The following is an 18,961-nucleotide window of genomic DNA, read 5'->3' on the forward strand; positions in this document are numbered from 1 at the left end:
CCTCATGGCGTTTTCGATGCAATCCCTGAACGTCGACGCCACGGCCAGCGAAGGCCTGTTCGTCGACGCCATCGGCAAGTCGTTCGGCGACCGTCCGGTCGTCAAGAGCGTCTCCCTGCGCCTCAAGCGCGGCGAGGTCGCCGGCCTGCTGGGCCCCAACGGGGCCGGCAAGACCACCTGCTTCTACATGATCACCGGCCTGGTCGCCGCCGACTACGGCTCGATCTACCTGGACGGCGAGGACATCACGTCCCAGCCGATGTTCCAGCGCGCCCGCATGGGCGTGGGCTATCTGCCGCAGGAAGCCTCGATCTTCCGGGGCATGACGGTCGAGCAGAACGTCATGGCCGTGGTCGAGATGCGCCAGAAGGACCAGCGCAAGGCCCGCGACCACGTCACCGAGATCCTGGAAGAGTTGCGGATCACCCACATCCGCAAGTCGCCGGCCGTGGCCCTGTCGGGCGGCGAGCGCCGTCGCGTGGAAATCGCCCGCGCCCTGGCCAGCGAGCCGTCGTTCATGTTGCTGGACGAACCCTTCGCCGGCATCGACCCGCTGGCGATCTCCGACATCCGCGAGGTGGTCAGCTACCTGAAGAACCGCGGCATCGGCATCCTGATCACCGACCACAACGTCCGCGAGACGCTGCAGATGGTGGACCGGGCCTCGATCATCCACGCCGGCGAGGTGCTGTTCGAAGGCGCCCCGCAGGAGATCGTCGACAATCCCGAGGTCCGCCGCGTCTATCTGGGCGACAGCTTCGACGAGCGGGTCTAGGCCCCCTCGCCTGCCCTCTGGGCAAGATTTAACAGGCCGCGCGTTCCGTCATCCGGGGCGCGCGGCCTTTTCGTTGCGGTTTCGGCGTTCGGAAAACCTCGCCGGATCAACGACTTGATACCCGACGGCGAGAAAAACAGCGGTCTTCGCGGACGGAAGGTCGCAGTGGCCCGCTTTTTGCTGGCGTTGGCGCCCCGTTAACCAAACCGGCCGTTCAATGGCGATCAACAGGTTCGTTGATTTGCCCAGGAGGGCGCATTGGCTCTCGGCCACAGATTGGAGCTTCGGCAAGGCCAGGGCCTTGTCATCACGCCGCAGCTTCAGCAGGCGATCAAGCTCCTGCAACTGTCCAACCTCGAGCTCGACGCCTTCGTCGAGGCCGAGTTGGAGCGCAATCCCCTGCTGGCGCGCGACGACGGTCCGGCCGAGGCTGACCGCGCCGCGGAAGAGCCCGCCGAACGCGCCACCGAGAACCTGGGCCTGGACGCCGTTTCCGACAGCGCCGCCAGCAGCCAGATGGACGCCACCCCCGACGACGTCTCGCCCGGCGAGCGCGCCACCGGCGACGGGCCAGGTCTTGATGGGGCCGATCAGGGGGCCGAGCAGGCCGGCGGCCAGATCGACTGGTCGCGCGCCGGCGGCGGCGGCAGTTTCGAAGGCGACGACAATTACGAAGGCGCCCTCTCCCGCACCCCCACCCTGGTCGAGCACCTGACCGAGCAGCTGGCCGTGGCCGGCCTGTCGGCCGCCCGCAACGCCGTGGCCGCGGTGCTGATCGACGCGGTCGACGAGGGCGGCTACCTGCGCGCCGACCTGCCGGAGGTGGCCGAGCGCCTGGGCTGCGGCCTGGACCTGGTCGAGGAGGTCCTGGCCGTCCTGCAGGGCTTCGAGCCCGCCGGCGTCATGGCCCGCGACGTGCGCGAGTGCCTGGCCCTGCAGCTGAAGGACGTCAACCGCTACGACCCCTGCATGGCCGCCCTGCTGGACAACCTGGACCTCTTGGCCCGGCGCGACATGCCGGCCCTGCGCAAGGCCTGCGGGGTCGACGACGAGGACCTGCGCGAGATGGTCGCCGAGATCCGCGCCCTGACCCCTCGCCCCGGCGCGGCCTTCCACTCCGACCCGCCCCAGACCCTGGTGCCCGACGTCCACGTGCGCGAGACGCCCGGCGGCCTGTGGCACGTGGAGCTGAACACCGACACCCTGCCCAAGGTGCTGGTCGACCAGCGCTACCACGCCCGCATCGCCAAGGGCGCGCGGACCGACCAGGAGAAGACCTTCGTCTCCGACAGCTTCGCCACCGCCAACTGGCTGGTCAAAAGCCTCGACCAGCGGGCCAAGACCATCCTGAAGGTCTCCAGCGAGATCGTCCGCCAGCAGGACGGCTTCCTGGCCTACGGCGTCGAGCACCTGCGGCCGCTGAACCTGAAGACCGTCGCCGACGCCATCGGCATGCACGAGTCCACCGTCAGCCGGGTGACCTCCAACAAGTACATCGCCACCCCGCGCGGCGTGTTCGAGCTGAAGTACTTCTTCACCTCGGCCATCCAGTCGTCGGAAGGCGGCGAGGCCCACTCGGCCGCCAGCGTGCGCCACAAGATCAAGGGCCTGGTCGAGGCCGAGAAGACCGAGGCCGACGTCCATTCCGACGACCGGATCGTCGAAATCCTCAAGGAAGCGGGCGTCGACATCGCCCGCCGGACGGTGGCCAAGTACCGCGAGGCCCTGCGCATCCCCTCCTCGGTCGAGCGTCGCCGCCTGATCAAGGAAACCGCCTAGGTCGAACGACGGCGCCCTTTCGTCCGTCACGCGCTTGCCGCATGCTGCGAACGGCCGCGCTCCGCGTTCTGTGAAGACGTGGCTGAAGGCAGAGCATGACCACCGAGAGTTTGTCCGACGTCATCGAGGGGTTCGGCGAGGACACGCGTCCGGTGCTGACCGTCGGCCAGATGCTCGAGCAGTTCGACAGCCGCGCCTTCGGGGCCATGCTGCTGGTGTTCGGCCTGCTCAACTGCCTGCCCCTGCCCCCGGGTTCGTCGACGATCCTCAGCCTGCCGATCTTGTTGCTGGCCCCGCAGATCGCCTGGGGTTCCGACATCCCGTGGCTGCCGCGCAAGTTGATCCATCACCCCCTGAAACGCGACGACCTGCGCGGATTGTTCCGTAGGCTGACACCGATCGTCCGCCGGATGGAGCTGGTCACCCGCCCTCGGCTGGGCTTCCTGTTCGGCCCGGTCGGCGAGCGGCTGATCGGCGTGGTCTGCACCCTGCTGGCCCTGGTGCTGGTGCTGCCGATCCCGCTGGGCAACCTGGCGCCGGGGGCCACGGTGGCCGTCCTGGCCCTGGCCCTGCTGCAGCGCGATGGGCTGCTGGTCCTGCTGGGATACCTGATGGCGGCCGTCAGCGTGGGCCTGCTGGTGCTCAGCGCCGGCGTCGTGGCGGCGGCGGTCCAGCGTCTCCTGCACATGATTCCGGGGCTGTTTTAAGTCGCTTTTGCGACGCTTGACACCGGGCCGGGACAGGCGCGTTGATAGGCCATGCAAGTCCAAATCTCCGGCAAGCATGTCGACGTTGGTGAGGCTCTGCGAGCGCGAGTCTCCGACGAAATCGCCCTGAGCATCGGCAAGTATTTCGACCGCGGCGGCGACGCCGATGTCGTGATCAGCAAGGAGGGCTTCGCCTTCCGGGTCGATTGTTCGGTCAAGCTGGCTTCGGGCCAGCAACTGATCAGCCACGGAGCGGGCGGCGACGCCCACGCGGCCTTCGACGCCGCCCTGGCCAAGATCGAGACGCGCATCCGGCGCTACAAGCGACGACTTAAGAGCCACTCCATCGCTGCCTCCGCCAAGCAGGCGGAAAACGCGGCGATGTACGTGCTGCGGGCCCCGGACAGCGACGATGTCGACGACGACGACTGGAGCGTCGAGGACGAACATCCCGCCGGCGCGCCGGCCGGCATGATCATCGCCGAGACCCAGGCCTCGCTGAAGATCATGACCGTTTCCATGGCGGTCATGGAACTGGACTTGACCGAGTCCCAGGCAATCGTGTTTAGGAACGCCGCCCACGACGGTTTGTCGGTGGTCTACAGGCGGCCTGACGGAAATATCGGCTGGATCGACCCCGAACGCACCAAGTCGCTGAACGGGCACGCACCGGCCGTTAGCTGATCGAACCTCGGGTCGGTCGGCGCGTTCTGGTAGGCCCCCGTCTCAAGAGCTTGAGGCGGCGACATGCGCGACGACCGACTGCGAGCGAGTTCCACACCATGACCATCGGCGATCTACTGGAGCCCGGCGCGGTCACTCTTCGGGTCAGCGCCGCCAACAAGCGTCAGGTCCTCGGCGTGATCGCCGACGTCGCCGCCCGCGCGTTCGGCGTCAACGCCCACGAGGCCCTGGAAGGCCTGATCGAGCGCGAGGCCGCCGGTTCGACCGGCGTGGGGCAGGGCGTTGCGCTGCCGCACGCCCGGCTGTCCGACATCGACCGCGTCCGCGCGGTGTTCGTGCGCCTGGAGACCCCGGTGGCGTTCGGCGCGGTGGACGACAAGCCCGTCGACCTGCTGGTGGCGCTGTTCGCGCCCAAGGAAGCCGATTCCAGCCACCTGCGCGCCCTGGCTCGCGTCTCGCGCCTGATGCGCCAGCCCGACCTGCGCGAACAGCTCCGCAAGGCCCGCTCGGCCGACGCCGTCCAYGTGATGCTGACCCAAGCCCACGAGAGCAAGTCCACGGCGGCTTGAGGGAGTGAGACCCTCTCTCATAGAGAGAGGGAGGGGCCCGCCGCGAAGCGGTGGGAGGGTGAGCGGTTATAATCTCTCAGGATAAAGCTCCAACGAGACAGCATGGGGTAGCGGCCGCACCGACGGTGGCGGTCTGAGTCAATTCGAGGGCTTCATGGTTCTGGGCATGCCGGCCAGCGGTGAAACCACTCACCCTCCCACCGCCTGACGGCGGCGGGCCCCTCCCTCTCTCTAAGAGAGAGGGATTTTCGCCCTAGACCCGCTTCATGCTCAGGATCTTCACCGGCGGGTTCAGCATCTGGCCCTTCATGGCCGGATAGAGCGCCGGGCCGTCGGCTTTCAGCGCCAGGATCTTCTTCACGATGTCCAGCCCCTGGACCACGCCGCCGAAGGCCGCGAAGCCCTCGTTGTCGCCTTTTCCGCCCGGATGAGCGTCCAGATAGGGCTGCGGCGTGGCGCAGATGAAGAAGTCGCAGGTGGCCGTGCCGGGCGCGTTGCGGGCCATCGAGATGGTCCCGGCCAGATGCTTGATCCCGGTCTGGCGGGTGCTTTCGTGGGCGATGGGGGCGAAGCGGCGCACCCGGTCGGGCGGCCCGCCCTGGATCGAGCCGGCGCCCTTGACGCCCTTGGTCTTGGAGGCGCGGTAGAAGGTCCCGCCGTCATACTTGTGGGCGTCCACATAGCGCAGGAAGTTGGCCGAGGTGATCGGGGCCTTCCGGTCCTCCAGCTCGACGACGATCGTCCCGTGGTCGGTCTGGATCGCCACGCGCGGCTTGGACGGCGCCGCGAAGACGGGCAGGGGGCTGGCCGCCACGAGGCCGATGGCCCCCAGCAGGGTGCGGCGTGCGATCCAAGGGCTCATGCGGTCCTCCCGTGACGGTCGCGACTCCTTAGCGCGCCAAGGGGCGGCGCGTCGACAGCATGGCGATGGCGGAGGACGAAAGCCGTTCGCCGCCGGCCCGGAAGGGCCGACGGCGACAGCGGTCTAGTGCACCGAGACCGGCGMCAGTTCGTGGGCGAGGGCGGCGGCGACGGCCGCGTCCTTGTCGGTCAGCACGGCCAGGCGCGCGCCGTCGGCGCGGAACACCGCGTACAGGGTCTGGTCGGGCGACAGGTCGACCTCGTCGGTCACGCCGACGGGGACGTCGGCCAGGATCTCGGCCGCCTTGATCGGCCGGACATAGACCAGGTCTGGCGCGCCCAGGGCCGCGAAGGCTTCGGCGGAGAAGAACGGGGTAGCGGGGTTAGGTGTCATAAGACCACCTCCTTCGGAAAGGGAACGCCCCGTGTCGCGTCTCGGTTCAGACCGCGACCGTGGGGAACATCGGGGGAAAGCTTGGCTTGAGCGGCTCGGGACCTCAGCCGACCGAGCGGATCGGGATGCGGCGGACCAGCCGTTCAGGCTCCGGACGGGCCAGGTCCACGTGCAGAAGGCCGTGCTCGAGCGTGGCGGCCGTGACCTCCATGCCGTCGGCCAGCACGAAGGTGCGCAGGAAGCCGCGGGCGGCGATGCCGCGGTGCAGATAGGCCTTGTCGGCCTCGGGCTTGCCCTCGCTGTCGCGCCGTCCGGCCACCACCAGCTGGCCGCCTTCGACGGTCACCTGCAGCTGGTCGGGCGAGAAGCCGGCCACCGCCAGGGTGATACGCACCCCGCCGTCGTCCGATTGCTCGACATTGTAGGGCGGATAGCTTTCGGCGGCGGCCTTGGCCGCGCGCTCGATCAGGTCTCTGGTGTGCTCGAAGCCCAGCAGGAAGGGGCTGTCGAACAGGATCGTCCGGGTCATCGCGAAGTCCTCGCTCAAGCGACTTCGTTCGCCGGACACGACCCAACAGCGGCGTCGCGTCCAACGACGTGACAGTTACGTGGCGATGCACGGGGGCGGGTTCAAGACCGTGCGACCGTTAGGTCCTCCCGCGGGCGGAGATGGGGACACACACTCACGGCGCCGCCGTGCGGGATCGGCCGAAGCCTTCGCGTGAGTGTGTGTCCCTCCTTTATCCCGGGCGCGTCCCCTACTTCTTCGTCCAGCCGCCATCCAGCGGCTTCCAGTACTGGCCGGGGGCCAGGCGGGCGTAGAGCTGCTTGGCGGTGGCCTGGCCGGCGGCTTCGGCGGTGACGCCGGTCTTGGCGGCGGTGTCCTTGTAGACAGCAGCGCGGCCGGCGTTGATCTCGGCCACGGCGGCGCGGGTGGCGGCGTCGCCGCCCGAGACGATGCCCAGGAAGCCGTCGGCCTGCTCGCCCACCGTGCCGGCGCCCTTGCCGGCGTCGACGGCGGCCTTGGCGGCGGCGGACTGGGCGAAGGCGGGAACGGCCAGGGCCACGGCGCCCATCGAGGCGGCGACGGCCAGGATCGTCATGGTCTTGCGGATCATGTCGGTTCCTCTCTTAGAACAGGTTGGGGTTCTGCTGGATCAGCGTCTGGACTTCCTTGTCCAGTCGCACGCGCACGTCGGCGTCCAGCTTGGCGTAGATGTTGATCGGGTCGACCTTGACCCGCACCGTCGGGGTGCACGCCGCGAGGGCGCCCACCGCGAGGAGGGGAAGGATCAGGGCGCGCTTCATGGCGGGTGTCTCCAGTTCGGGGGAAATCTGACGATTCAACGCTGAACCGTTGCTGAACGTGGCGCGGGCTCCGGGGCGGGGGTCGTCGTCTCCGGCTCCGGAACGGGCGCCGGAACGGGGGCGGGGGCCTCGGGCGCGCTTTCCTGCCAGCCGCGCTTCCAGGCCGCCAGAAGCTCGTCGAAGTTCAGCGAGGTGTCCAGGGTCAGGTCGACCGGCGTCTTGGCGGGCAGGGGGATGCGGCGCTGGAACGCCTTGCCGGTCAGGAACTCGATCAACCCGACCTTGGCCTTTTCAGGAACCTTCGGATCGTGCTCGCCCTTGACGTGGAACAGCACGCCCAGGCGCCCTTTGTCGGTGCTGCTGACACCGGCCTCCAGGGTGTCGAAGCGCAGGTTCTCCATGGCCTGGTAGGCGAAGTCCTGGATGGCGTTGACCGGGGCGTCCTTCTTGACGGTCAAGGGATCGTTGGGATCGACGCCGCCTTGACCCGCCTGCACGCCGGTCAGGGCCGTACGGGCGATCGACAAGCGGCCGGGACCGGTCGCATAGATCTTGCCGTCGATGAAGCGGAAGCCGGCCGCGTCCATCTCGAACGGCAGACGGCCGTCGATGATCGCCTCCATATGGACCTTGTCGGCCAGGGACGAGCCGGCGACCAGCTGGCCCAGATCCAGGCCCGCGATGTCGACCACGCCCTTGGTCGCGCCCTTGCCGTCCAGCGCCAGGTCCAGCGGCTCCAGGGTGATCTTGCCCTTGGACGCCTCGAAGGTCGCGCCCTCCAGGTGCAGGGCCTCGGCCCCCAGGGCCAGGCTGGCCCGCACCGCCTGGATCGGCACGATGGCGTCGACGCTGTCGACGGTCAGCACCTGGCCGGGCGGGGTGGTCAGCGGGGCCAGGCTGTCGAAGACGATCTCGCCCTTCAGCCTGTGGACCTGGCCCAGCGGGCTGCGGAAATCCAGGCCCGGGGTCGAGACCTTGCCCTGGCTGGTCAGGACCTCGTCCGCCCAGTTGAACCGGCCGGTGAAGGCGACGGGGCCCTCGGCGTCGCGGGCGATCGCGGCCAGGGGCGTCAGGCCCAGGGGCTGCAGCCCGCCCTTGGCGAAGACCAGCTTCGTGGCGTCGATGTCGGCCTGGCCCCGGCCGCTGGCCACGTCGTGGCGGATGGTGACCCGACCCAAAGGACGGCCGTCCAGGGTCTTGCCGTCCAGCCCGCCGGTCCACTGGCCGCGCGCCAGGTCGACCTCGCCCGTCGCGGCGATGGTCTCGAAGCGCTTGCCCTCGGTCGAGGCCTCCACCACCCGGCCGCCGGTGACCTTGACCTGGGCGGTGTCGAAGCCGCGGCCGCTGCCGACGAAGCTGGCGTCGACGCCCTCCAGCCGCGCCTGGGCCACATTGACCATCGCCGCGCCGTCCCTGATCAGGGCCGAGGCCCGCCAGACCCCGCCGGCGGCGACCACCAGCGGCTGGGCGGCGGGGCAGAGCTTGAACGTCACGTCGCTGATCGGCGGCTCGCCCATGGCGATCGCCCGGGCGGTCATCGGGGTGCAGGCGTTCAGCCGGAGGATCAGCCCGCCGCCGCCCAGCTGGGCCCGTCCCGACAGGGTCCCGGCCACGCCCATGAAGGGCGGGACGTCCAGGCTGCCGGCCGCCGTGACGTCGCTGGTCAGGCCCGAGGCGTCCGAACGCCAGCGGGCCGCCGTCACGGTGAGCTCGGGCAAGCCGCCGCCGCCCAGGGCCAGGGTCGCACGACCTTCGGCCGTCCCGTCCCGCGCCGCGACCAGCGGACCGCCGGGCGCGCTGAGCACGGCCTTGGCGCCGCCCGGCGCGGTCAGGGCCACGGGGCGGGGCAGGGACAGGATCGTCCGGCCGCCGGTGATCCCCAGCTTCAGGGCCGGAGCGGAGAGTTCGAAGCGCGACAGGGCCCGGGACGCGGCCTGGCCATAGGCCGGGTTCGGCAGGGCGGCGGCGATGCGCTGGGCGTCGGGACCGCTCATCGCCCCGTCGGCGTCGGCCCGGCCGTCCAGGGCCAGGGCGATCCCGTCGGTGCCCGCCGAGAACCGGCCCTTGCCGTCGGCCGCCAGGCTGGACAGCACCACGCCGCCCGCCGCCACGCGCCCGCCGCCCAGGGCCACGGTCAGCGGACCGCCGATCGAGGTGCGGGTCTTGTCCGAGACCAGGGTCAGGCTGGACGACTGGACCTCCAGCGCCGTGCGCGACAGGGCCGCGGGCCCGGCCACCGCCCGGTCGGCGTTGGCGGCCAGGCGCGTGCGGGCCGAGCCGCGCAGGCCGGACGCGTCATAGGTCAGGGCCAGGTTGGACAGGTCCAGGTCCATGCCGACGTCGCGGCTGTCCAGCCCCGTTCCGGCCGTCAGGCGCTCGCCGCGCGCGTGCAGGGTGGTCTTGCCGGTCAGACCGCCGCGCTTGAAGTCGCCGCTCAGCAGGCCCGCGACGTTCAGATTGGCTTCCAGCCCGCCCAGGCTGGCGGCCTCGACCTCGGCGCCCCGGGCCGTCAGGGCCAGGCGCGCCTCGGCCGGACCGACCATCGAGAGCGTCTTGAGGTCCGGATAGGTCAGGTCGGCCTGCAGGGACCCTTGCGCCTCGGTCAGGTCCAGCTGGCCGGCGCTGAGGGTCTTGAGGCCCAGCTGGACGTCGAGGTTCAGCCGGTCGCCGCGCTTGCGGGCCCGGAGCACGGCGCCGTCGGTGTCGAACGACAGGGCCGGCGTCGCGTAGTGCATCGGGCCCAGCCGGCCGTCGAACCGCAGCAGCTGGCCGTCGTCCAGGCTGGCGTCGCCGCTCAGGCGGGCCGGGCCGCCGGGGGTGCGCAGCAGCACCCGGGCGTCCTCGATCAGGATCGCCGGACCGGGCGTCCGCGGCTGGGCCGGCGACTTCAGCGCCTCGTCGATCAGCGGCTGCAGGGTGCCGAAATTGAGGCCGTTGGCGTCGAGCTGGGCGTTGACCCGCGGCCGCACCAGCCGCACGGCGCGGGTGTTCAGGGCGAACTTGCCGCCGGTCCAGGGCGAAGCGAAATCATAGGCCACCTCGATCCGCTCGGCCGAGAACACCGGCGCGTTCTTGGGGCCCAGGCGGATGGCGCCGGCGAAGCCCGTGGCGTCCAGGTCGTCCAGGTCGAGCGTGGCCTCGATGCCCTTGTCGTTCAGCCAGGCCAGGGCCAGCTCGCGGCTGATCTCGCGGCGGCCGGCATAGGTGGCGAAGCCCAGCGCGATGAAGGCGAGGGCGGCCAGCGACATCGTTTCCAGCACGATGTCGACCAGGGTCGCGCCCGCGACCTCCACGATCTCGGCGGGGGAGGACGCCTCGGCGTCGGGTTTCGTCTCTGGCGTAGGGGGTTCGGCCATCAGGGCGCACAATGCCGCAAGCTGCGGCGATTGTTAGGCCCCTTAGCGCCTTCAAGCGCTGCAAAGGCCGCCCCGCTGGAAGAAGGCGCGAAAAAACAAAGAGATCTAGAGCGCATTTGCGCTCTAGTTTTGAAAGCCCAGCACATCCTGCATGTCGTAGAGGCCCGGCGGCTTGCCCTTGACCCAGACGGCGGCCGCCACGGCGCCCCGCGCGAACAGGCCCCGGTCGGTGGCCGAGTGCGACAGGGTCAGCACCTCCTCCTCGCCGGCGAAGATCACGCTGTGCTCGCCGATGATCCCGCCGCCGCGCACCACGGAGAAGCCGATGGCCCCTTCCTTGCGCGGGCCGGTCATGCCGTCGCGGCCCCGGTCGGCCACCTGGCCCAGGCCCACGCCGCGCCCGTCGGCCGCCGCCTGGCCCAGCATCAACGCCGTACCGGAAGGCGCGTCGACCTTGCGCTTGTGGTGGGCCTCGTAGACCTCGACGTCCCAGTCGGAAGCGGGCAGGGCGGCGGCGGTCTGGCGCACCAGGCCCATCAGCATGTTCACGCCCAGCGAATAGTTGCCCGACTTGACGATGGCGACCTTGGTCGCCGCCGCCGCGATGCGGGCGTTCTGCTCGTCGGTGAAGCCGGTCGAGCCAATCACCAGGGCCGGCCCGCCGTTCGCCGCCGCGTACTCGGCCAGGGCGACCGAGGCCTCCGGGATGGTGAAGTCGACGGCGACGTCGGCGCCCTTCAGGGCCTCGTCACGCTCCAGCAGGCCCTCACCGCCCGGCTCCTTCGACGCGCCGGGACGGTCGAAGCGCGAAAAAATCGTCGCGTCGGCGCGTCCGGCCAGGGTCTTGGCCAGGGCCTGACCCATCCGTCCACGGGCGCCCGCGAGCGCAATGGTAACGGTACCTTTCGACACGCTTTGCGGCGCGGCTAAGTCATTCTGGCTCAAGGCGATCTCCCGGGGTCGACGCGGGCGGTAGTCTCCCGACACGCCCCCTCAGGTCAAGCCAAACGGCGGGCGGGCGGGGTGAGAATGACAACGTTGGACAGGCGTAAATCCAAGCAGAACAAGCGTTTGCGGCCGAAAACTTACGCCGAGTAAGGTTGTGACGCCCCCGCCCGGTCGCTACGGTGCGCCCATCATAAGGACGCGTCGCATCGTTCGACCCGTCCACACCGTGTGACTAGCAGGACAGTAGGACAGGGGGACGCCGCATGAGCGACGCGGAAAAGAAGACCTTCACCGACGAGGAAGCGCTGAACTTCCACCGCTATCCGACCCCCGGGAAGATCGGCGTCGTCGCCACCAAGCCGATGGCCACCCAGCGCGACCTCAGCCTGGCCTACTCCCCCGGCGTCGCCGTGCCGGTCCACGCCATCGCCAAGGACCCCGACGCCGCCTACGACTACACCTCCAAGGGCAACCTGGTGGCGGTGATCAGCAACGGCACCGCGATCCTGGGCCTGGGCGACCTGGGGGCCCTGGCCTCCAAGCCTGTGATGGAGGGCAAGTCGGTCCTCTTCAAGCGCTTCGGCGACGTCGACTCCATCGACATCGAGGTGACCACCAAGGACGCCGACGAGATCATCACGGTGGTCAAGAACATCGGCGTCACCTTCGGCGGCATCAATCTGGAGGACATCAAGAGCCCCGAGTGCTTCCGCATCGAGACCGAGCTGCAGGAGCTGCTCGACATCCCGGTGTTCCACGACGACCAGCACGGCACGGCGATCATCTGCGCCGCCGGCCTGATCAACGCCTGCCACATCACCGGCAAGCGGATCGAGGACGTGAAGGTGGTCCTGAACGGCCCCGGCGCGGCCGGCATCGCCTCGCTGGAGCTGATCAAGGCCATGGGCGTCAAGCCCGAGAACGTGATCGCCGCCGACAGCAAGGGCGTGCTCTATCGCGGCCGCACCGAGGGCATGAACCAGTGGAAGAGCGCCCACGCGGTCGACACCCCGCTGCGCACCCTGGCCGAGGCGGTCAAGGGCGCCGACGTCCTGCTGGGCCTGTCCGCCAAGGGCGCCTTCACGCCCGAGATGATCGCCAGCATGGCGCCCAACCCGGTCATCTTCGCCATGGCCAACCCGGACCCCGAGATCACCCCCGAGGAGGTCCACCGGATCCGCCCCGACGCGATCATGGGCACCGGCCGCAGCGACTATCCCAACCAGGTCAACAACGTCCTGGGCTTCCCCTACATCTTCCGCGGCGCCTTGGACGTGCGGGCCCGGCGCGTCAATCACGAGATGAAGATCGCCTGCGCCAACGCCCTGGCCATGCTGGCCCGCGAGGACGTGCCCGACGAGGTGGCCGCCGCCTATCACGGCCGCCAGCTGAAGTTCGGCCCCAACTACATCATCCCCTCGGCCTTCGACCCGCGCCTGATCTGGTACGTGCCGCCGTTCGTGGCCCAGGCGGCCATGGACACGGGCGTCGCCCGCAAGCCCATCGCCGACATGGACGCCTATCGCGCCAGCCTGGCCCAGCGCCTGGACCCCACCGCCGGCTTCCTGCAGAAGATCAGCGGCGCCGTGCAGGCCAATCCCAAGCGCATCGTCTTCGCCGAGGGCGAGGATCCTTCGGTGATCCGCGCCGCCTACGCCTTCCAGACCGGCGGCTTCGGCAAGGCCATCCTGTGCGGCCGCGAGAATCTGGTGCACGAGAACATGAAGGTGGTCGGCCTCGACCCGGAGACCGCCGGGCTCGAGATCGTCAACGCCCGCCTCAGCGACCGCAATCCCGACTATGTGGACGCCCTCTACACGCGCCTGCAGCGCCAGGGCTATCTGCGCCGCGACGTCCAGCGCCTGATCAACCAGGACCGCAACAGCTTCGCCGCCTCGATGGTCACCCACGGCGAGGCCGACGGCATGGTCACCGGCGTCACCCGCAGCTTCGACCAGGCGCTGGAGGAGGTGCTGCGCGTCATCGACCCGGCCCCCAACGGCCGGATCATGGGCATGTCGGTCGTCCTCGCGAAGGGCCGCACCGTGTTCGTGGCCGACACCAACGTCACCGAGCTGCCCGACAGCGACGAGCTGGTCGAGATCGCCCTGGAAGCCGCCCGCGCCGTCAAGCGCCTGGGCTTCAAGCCGCGCGTGGCCTTCATGAGCTACTCCACCTTCGGCAACCCGATGGGCGAGCGCTCCGACAAGGTGCGCGAGGCCGTGGCCATGCTCGACGAGATGGGCGTCGACTTCGAATACGAGGGCGAGATGCCGCCCGAACTGGCGCTCGACCCGGAAAAGCGCGCCAACTACCCGTTCATGCGCCTGACCGACAGCGCCAACATCCTGATCATGCCGGCCATCCACTCGGCCTCGATCGCGACCAAGCTGGTGCAGAGCCTGGGCGGGGCGACGGTGATCGGGCCGGTGCTGCTGGGCTTGTCACATCAGGTGCAGATCGCGCCGTTGAGCGCGTCGGTGTCGAAGATCCTAAATATGGCGATGATGGCGGCGTATGAGCCGGCGGGGGATTTCGAGGCGGGGGAGTAGGGGGGCTAGGCCCTGACCGCCTCATGCAGAAACCCATAGGCCACACCGCGGCCAACATCGATTGGCGAGCTGACGTGCGGCGCCGGTACGGCTTGAGGCGCATCCGCTACATTCTAATGGCCGGCGGCGTCCTGTTGGTCTGGCTCATCGTCAGCCTCGCGGCGTTCGTCACCTGGACCTTGACCTTCCGCCACGGCCCCAGCCCGCGCGCGACCCTCGCGGCTTTTGAAGCCATTGGTTCGGGCTTGGTGGCGGCGTTCGTCCGCTACGGACCAATCCAGCCCCTTCGCGCTAAGCCCCCTGAGGAAGTCGCCGCCKAGGCCTTTCTGGCGGGCAGGGACGTGCGCTCGGACGATGGGAAATTCGATCTGGACAAATAACCGGGCTCGCTTTGGCGATCCGTTGGCGTGAGCAGGCCCGATGCGGATCGTGCCACTAAGTTGGTCAGCCAACGATGATGGTGGCGAAGGAGCGGACGAAGATTCGTCTACCGCGTAGCCTGTTGTCGATCGAGGTGTTGGGCGATCACGACGAGCAGCTCCGTCGTGAACTTCTCGCTGAAGACGCCCTCCGCAAGGGCATCAGCCATAAGCGCAAGAAGCTCATCTTCGGGAATATCGAGCGGGCGATTGGCCATTCGCCCTTCCGGCCACCAGGAAAAGCGGATTTCGTCTCGTTTCTTTTCCTTGACGTATAGTCGTTCGATACGCTGCCCGTGGATGTCCGCCGCCGTCTTCAGTTCGTTGGCATAGGCAGTTTCTCGCATACTTTCCCCCTCAGCTCTGGCCATCCGCCCCTCAGCGGATGACGCCACGTCCTGAAACCCTTGGTGGAATTGGAGCTCTGGGGTCTGACCGTGTCAAGGATCGCCTTCGGCGACCGCGTCGCGGCGGCGCGGCGCGCCGTCCTTGACACGGTCAGACCCCAGAGCAGGCTCGCCACCATGGATTTCAGGGCGCGGCCTGGCCGCCGTGGGCGGTCCGGCGGGTAGGGGGGCGGAGGAGGGGACACGCGCTCACCCTAGCTCAGGGGCTTGTTCGGAAAAGCTTCGTCGTGAGTGCGCGTCCCCGGGCGACTTATGCTCGGCGGATAGCGAACGAACCTCAGCGTTTTCAACGCCCTGAACTTTTTCGACCGAACTTATCCTCACCCTTCCAGCCGCCCGCATAATCATCCCACCTCGACGCGGGAAAGGGCGCATGGCCAGCGACCGATGCGGCGGCGGGGGGCGATCGAGCGGGAAGCTCCATCGGCGGGCCCTTCTGCTTGAGTAGAGGCGGGACCCAAACTTCAGTCTCTGGTGCCGGTCGGGCGTGGTCCACAGATACGACGTGACTGAAGGTCGATGAAGCAGCAGGCGAGCGGACGACGCTCGCGGTCCGGGATCAGGCGCGTTGGCCTGACCTGCCCGTCGCGGGCGACGAGGCGCGGTCCTAACAGGGCCTAGCGCCGAGGGCTTGCGGATAATGGTCGCGCGGAGCGAACGGGCTTCGTCGAAACGGTTACAACTCAAATATTCCGGACGATGTCCGGCGCTCCGCAGCCCTTTCCATACCCTCAGCGAGAGATCGCGTGAGAGCGAGAGATCGTGCCGGTGAGCACTTGCCCCCACCTGGCGGCTTCGCCGCCTGTCCGCCCCCGCAGGGGGCGGAGGACGTCGCGCCGTCGCTCAATGCGGTTTCAGCTTCGCGATCAGATGCTCCGCCAGCCGGATCGACAGGGTGATGATCGTGAAGGTCGGGTTCGAGATCCCCGCCGAGGGGAAGGCCGAGGCGCCAGCGACGTACAGGTTGTCGAGGGTGTGGACCTTCAGGTCGGCGTCGACCACGCCGTCGGCCGGGTCGGCCGACATGCGGGCGGTGCCGATGTGATGGCCGTTGACCACCACCTGCGACTGGATCGTGGCCCAGTCGGGGAAGGTGACCCGGGCGCCCAGGCCGGCGACCGAGGTCTGGAACAGGGCCGTGGTCTGCTCGTAGGTGACCTGGTCGCGGGGGTCGAGCGTCCAGGTGATGTGGGTCTGGGGCTGGCCGAAGACCTTGTCGCGATACTTGGGGTCGGTGGCCAGGGCGATCCGGCTCTCCGCGGTGGGCGCGGCCTCGTAATAGTAATTGCCGCCGTTCCACCAGAACCAGCAGCTGCCGATCCCCAGCTTGCGCTGCTGGTCGGCGTCGGGCTGGAAGCGGCCGGTGACCCCCACGCCGTCGACGGTGGTGACGTCGAGCGGCCGTATGCCGGCCATGCCGACGCCGTCCATCAGCCGCTGCTGGGCGTAGGTCAGGTAGCTGCCCTGGACCCCGATGACCGGCCCCGTCAGCGGGTGGCACATGAAGGTCTTGCCCACCTGGCCGGACTCGTTGCCCGCGTCCGACAGCAGCAGCAGGCGGGCGTTCTCCACCGCCCCGCAGGCCAGGACGTAGACGTCGGCCTTGACCGTGAACTCGGTGGCCGCCTTGGGGACCGGGTTGCTGTCGTCCATGCTGGCTACGCGCAGGCCGTTCACCTGGCCGCCGGCGTGGTCGATCTCCAGCAGGCTGGCGTTGAGGATCACGTCGCAGGCGCTGTCGCCGATCGTGCCCTGCCCCTGGAACGAGCGGGTGGCGAAGTTGGTGCCGGGCATGAACTGGTACATCGCCACCTCGAAGCCCGGCAGCTTGGGCACGTCGGCGTTCAGCAGCTTGGCCCAGTACTCGGCCGTGAAGTCATCGTGCAGGCCGCAGAGGGCCGCGGCCTTGCTGTAGAAGGGGTCGAGGTCGGCGCGGGTGATCGGCCAGCCGGGGAAGCCGGGGCGCTTCTCGAAGCTGACCGCGTCCAGCGGCCGCGACTGGCCGCCCCAGTGGGTGGAGGTGCCGCCGAAGAACCGCTCGCGCTCCGACGGCCCGCCCCGCACGCCCGGATAGCGCAGGATCAGGAACTCCCGCTCGTTGGTGGCGAACAGCCCGTCGGCCAGGCCGTCATAGAGCAGGGCCTTGTCGGCCTGGCTGGCGTAATAGCTGGGATAGACGCGCGAGCCCTCGATCAGCGTGACCTTCAGCCCCGCCTTCTGCAGGAACCAGGCGGCGGTGATGCCGGCCGGGCCCGAGCCGATGATGCAGACCTGCGTGCTGACCGTCTGGCCGTTGGCGATGTCCTTGCCGTTGCGGATCATGGTTCCACCCTTGAGTTGAGTGGAGCATGTTTGCTATTTACAGGTGCGTCAAGCAGTGATGCAACCGATGAGGGAAGTCCGCCAAGGCTTCGATCCGACGCTGCGCGGCATTGCCCCATCGACAGCGGGTCGCGCCTGGGCATGATGGGCGCAACGCGAACGAGTCCGAGTAAAAGGAGCGCGATGACCGCGCGATCCCCGACCGAGACCCAGGAGTCCCCCGAAGGCCCGGCGGGGGTTGGGATGGCGCCCCACGGGGCGACCTTGGCCGCGTCGCCCAGCGTGACCACCGCGCTCAAGCACGCGCCGATGGGCATCGCCATCTTCGACGACCAGATGCGCTACCTGGCCGCCTCGCGCCAGTATCTGACCGACCAGAACATGTCGCCCGACACCCCGCTGCTGGGCCGGCGCCACTACGACGTCTTCCCCGAGATCCCGCAGTTCTGGCGCGACAAGCACGCCCAGGTGCTGGCCGAGGGGGTCGAGCTGCGCGACGACGACGGCGAGCGCTATGTCGACCGCAACGGCGACGTCCACTGGGTGCGCTGGTCGATGGCCCCCTGGCGGACCGACGACGGTCGGATCGGCGGGCTGGTGCTCTATACCGAGATGGTCACGGCGGCGGTCGAGGCCCGCCACCGACTGCAGGCCGCCGAGGCCCGCTACCGCGCGGTGTTCGACCAGGCGGCCATGGGCGTGGCCCGGGTCTCGGGCTCGGGCCGGTTCCTGGAGGTCAACGACCAGTTCTGCGCCATCACCCGCCACGACCGCGAGACCCTGCTGGCCTCGACCTTCATGGACATCGTGCGCGGCGAGGACACCGTCACCGCCGTGGTCACCCAGGGCCAGGCCCTGTTCGCCGGCGAGATCGACACCTACACCGTCGAACGCCGGGTGGCCGGAGACCGTGACGACGGCGTGGTCTGGGTGCAGGTCACCGCCTCGCGGGTGGATCCCGGCGGCGACGCGCGGCCCTATCTGGTGGTGATCATCTCCGACATCACCGCCCGCAAGCAGGTCGAGGCCGAGCAGCAGCACTACCAGGGCCAGCTGCGGCTGCTGATCAACGAGCTGAACCACCGGGTGAAGAACACCCTGGCCACCGTGCAGTCGATGGCCAGCCAGACCCTGAAGAACGAGCCCCACCCGCTGGTCGCCTTCGAGAAGTTCGAGTCCCGGCTGATGGGCCTGTCCCAGGTGCACGACGTGCTGACCCGCGAGAGCTGGCACGGGGCGGCCTTGAGCGACGTGGCCGAGCGGGCCCTGGCCCCGTTCACCCCGCCGTCCCCCGACGGCAGGCCGGGGTGCAAGCGCCTGGCCATCGACGGTCCGCCCGTCTGGCTGGCGCCGGGCGGGGCCCTGACCATGGCGCTGATCTTCCACGAACTGGCCACCAACGCCCTGAAGTACGGCGCCCTTTCGAATGGAGAGGGGTCCAACAACGACGGCAAGGTGGTGCTCAGCTGGACCTACGACGCCGACACCCGCGACCTGGCCCTGACCTGGACCGAGACCGGCGGCCCGCCGGTGACGCCGCCCACGCGCCGCGGCTTCGGCTCGCGCCTGATCGAACGCAGCCTGCGCGGCGAGCTGAAGGGCGCGGCGACCATGGACTACCGCCCCGAGGGCCTGGTCTGTTCGATGCGGGCGACGCTGTCGGAGGCGGTGGAGGGGGTTTCGCCGTTGGGCGGCTAGTCGGCGAACACTTGCCCCCTACGGACCGCTTTGCGGTCATCTTCCCCCACAGGGGGAAGAGGCTTCAGCGCGGCGGCCTCCGCCCCCTATGGGGGCGGACAGGCGGCGAAGCCGCCAGGTGGGGGCAAGAGGGTGAGCCGCTGACCCCTTGCGCTGGCCCTTCCCCGCACGTAACTCCCCCC

General features: G+C 69.2%; 17 protein-coding genes and 1 pseudogene. 8 read left to right on the forward strand and 10 right to left on the reverse strand.

Features of this window, described 5'->3' with window-relative positions:
* Positions 1-16: 16 nt before the first annotated feature.
* The 5 genes from lptB to ptsN all read left to right on the forward strand — a co-directional run bounded on the left by lptB (position 17) and on the right by ptsN (position 4,514).
* Positions 17-775 (forward strand): LPS export ABC transporter ATP-binding protein, encoded by a 759-nt coding sequence (gene lptB / locus AC1U89_RS12925; RefSeq protein WP_479900100.1) that lies wholly within the window; start codon positions 17-19, stop codon positions 773-775.
* 258 nt (positions 776-1,033) lie between these two features.
* Positions 1,034-2,554, forward strand: coding sequence for an RNA polymerase factor sigma-54 (gene rpoN, locus AC1U89_RS12930; protein ID WP_479900101.1), 1,521 nt, complete (start codon positions 1,034-1,036; stop codon positions 2,552-2,554).
* Between the two features lie 95 nt (positions 2,555-2,649).
* Entirely contained in the window at positions 2,650-3,261 is a 612-nt protein-coding gene (locus tag AC1U89_RS12935; RefSeq protein ID WP_479900102.1) for an exopolysaccharide biosynthesis protein, read from the forward strand.
* Positions 3,262-3,312: 51 nt separating this feature from the next.
* Positions 3,313-3,945: a ribosome hibernation-promoting factor, HPF/YfiA family gene (gene hpf / locus AC1U89_RS12940; RefSeq protein WP_479900103.1), complete on the forward strand. Its 633-nt coding sequence runs from the start codon at positions 3,313-3,315 to the stop codon at positions 3,943-3,945.
* 98 nt (positions 3,946-4,043) lie between these two features.
* On the forward strand, positions 4,044-4,514 hold the full coding sequence (gene ptsN / locus AC1U89_RS12945; RefSeq protein ID WP_479900104.1) for a PTS IIA-like nitrogen regulatory protein PtsN: 471 nt from the start codon (positions 4,044-4,046) through the stop codon (positions 4,512-4,514).
* Positions 4,515-4,767: 253 nt separating this feature from the next.
* Here ptsN and AC1U89_RS12950 read toward each other — a convergent pair whose 3' ends face one another.
* The 7 genes from AC1U89_RS12950 to dapB all read right to left on the reverse strand — a co-directional run bounded on the left by AC1U89_RS12950 (position 4,768) and on the right by dapB (position 11,345).
* On the reverse strand, positions 4,768-5,376 hold the full coding sequence (locus tag AC1U89_RS12950) for a peptidylprolyl isomerase (protein ID WP_479900105.1): 609 nt from the start codon (positions 5,374-5,376) through the stop codon (positions 4,768-4,770).
* 123 nt (positions 5,377-5,499) lie between these two features.
* Entirely contained in the window at positions 5,500-5,769 is a 270-nt protein-coding gene (locus AC1U89_RS12955; protein WP_479900106.1) for a DUF1150 family protein, read from the reverse strand.
* A gap of 103 nt (positions 5,770-5,872) precedes the next feature.
* Positions 5,873-6,298 (reverse strand): Hsp20 family protein, encoded by a 426-nt coding sequence (locus tag AC1U89_RS12960; protein WP_479900107.1) that lies wholly within the window; start codon positions 6,296-6,298, stop codon positions 5,873-5,875.
* 229 nt (positions 6,299-6,527) lie between these two features.
* On the reverse strand, positions 6,528-6,887 hold the full coding sequence (locus tag AC1U89_RS12965; RefSeq protein ID WP_479900108.1) for a YdbL family probable chaperone protein: 360 nt from the start codon (positions 6,885-6,887) through the stop codon (positions 6,528-6,530).
* A 13-nt stretch (positions 6,888-6,900) separates the two neighbouring features.
* The gene (locus AC1U89_RS12970) at positions 6,901-7,077 is read right to left on the reverse strand and encodes a YnbE family lipoprotein (protein WP_012288956.1); all 177 of its coding nucleotides are present in this window, start codon (positions 7,075-7,077) and stop codon (positions 6,901-6,903) included.
* Positions 7,078-7,112: 35 nt separating this feature from the next.
* Complete coding sequence (locus tag AC1U89_RS12975; RefSeq protein ID WP_479900109.1) at positions 7,113-10,433, reverse strand: intermembrane phospholipid transport protein YdbH family protein; 3,321 nt, start codon at positions 10,431-10,433, stop codon at positions 7,113-7,115.
* A gap of 123 nt (positions 10,434-10,556) precedes the next feature.
* Positions 10,557-11,345, reverse strand: coding sequence for a 4-hydroxy-tetrahydrodipicolinate reductase (dapB, locus tag AC1U89_RS12980; protein ID WP_479900110.1), 789 nt, complete (start codon positions 11,343-11,345; stop codon positions 10,557-10,559).
* Positions 11,346-11,644: 299 nt separating this feature from the next.
* Between dapB and AC1U89_RS12985 the strand changes: the two genes are divergently transcribed.
* Together AC1U89_RS12985 and AC1U89_RS12990 are read left to right on the forward strand one after the other, a co-directional pair.
* Entirely contained in the window at positions 11,645-13,933 is a 2,289-nt protein-coding gene (locus AC1U89_RS12985) for an NADP-dependent malic enzyme (RefSeq protein WP_479900111.1), read from the forward strand.
* Between the two features lie 23 nt (positions 13,934-13,956).
* Complete coding sequence (locus tag AC1U89_RS12990) at positions 13,957-14,313, forward strand: hypothetical protein (RefSeq protein WP_479900112.1); 357 nt, start codon at positions 13,957-13,959, stop codon at positions 14,311-14,313.
* Between the two features lie 107 nt (positions 14,314-14,420).
* On the opposite strand, the gene AC1U89_RS12995 is transcribed toward AC1U89_RS12990, so the two are convergent.
* The 3 genes and pseudogenes from AC1U89_RS12995 to AC1U89_RS13005 all read right to left on the reverse strand — a co-directional run bounded on the left by AC1U89_RS12995 (position 14,421) and on the right by AC1U89_RS13005 (position 17,081).
* Positions 14,421-14,699 (reverse strand): hypothetical protein, encoded by a 279-nt coding sequence (locus AC1U89_RS12995; RefSeq protein WP_479900113.1) that lies wholly within the window; start codon positions 14,697-14,699, stop codon positions 14,421-14,423.
* A gap of 689 nt (positions 14,700-15,388) precedes the next feature.
* Positions 15,389-15,509: pseudogene (locus AC1U89_RS13000) on the reverse strand (hypothetical protein); the annotation flags it as partial.
* Positions 15,510-15,602: 93 nt separating this feature from the next.
* On the reverse strand, positions 15,603-17,081 hold the full coding sequence (locus tag AC1U89_RS13005) for an FAD-dependent oxidoreductase (RefSeq protein ID WP_479900114.1): 1,479 nt from the start codon (positions 17,079-17,081) through the stop codon (positions 15,603-15,605).
* Positions 17,082-17,264: 183 nt separating this feature from the next.
* Between AC1U89_RS13005 and AC1U89_RS13010 the strand changes: the two genes are divergently transcribed.
* A complete protein-coding gene (locus tag AC1U89_RS13010) occupies positions 17,265-18,779 on the forward strand; it encodes a sensor histidine kinase (protein WP_479900115.1) in 1,515 nt (504 codons plus the stop codon).
* Positions 18,780-18,961: the final 182 nt, after the last annotated feature.

Source organism: Caulobacter sp. 05T431, from assembly GCF_056665975.1.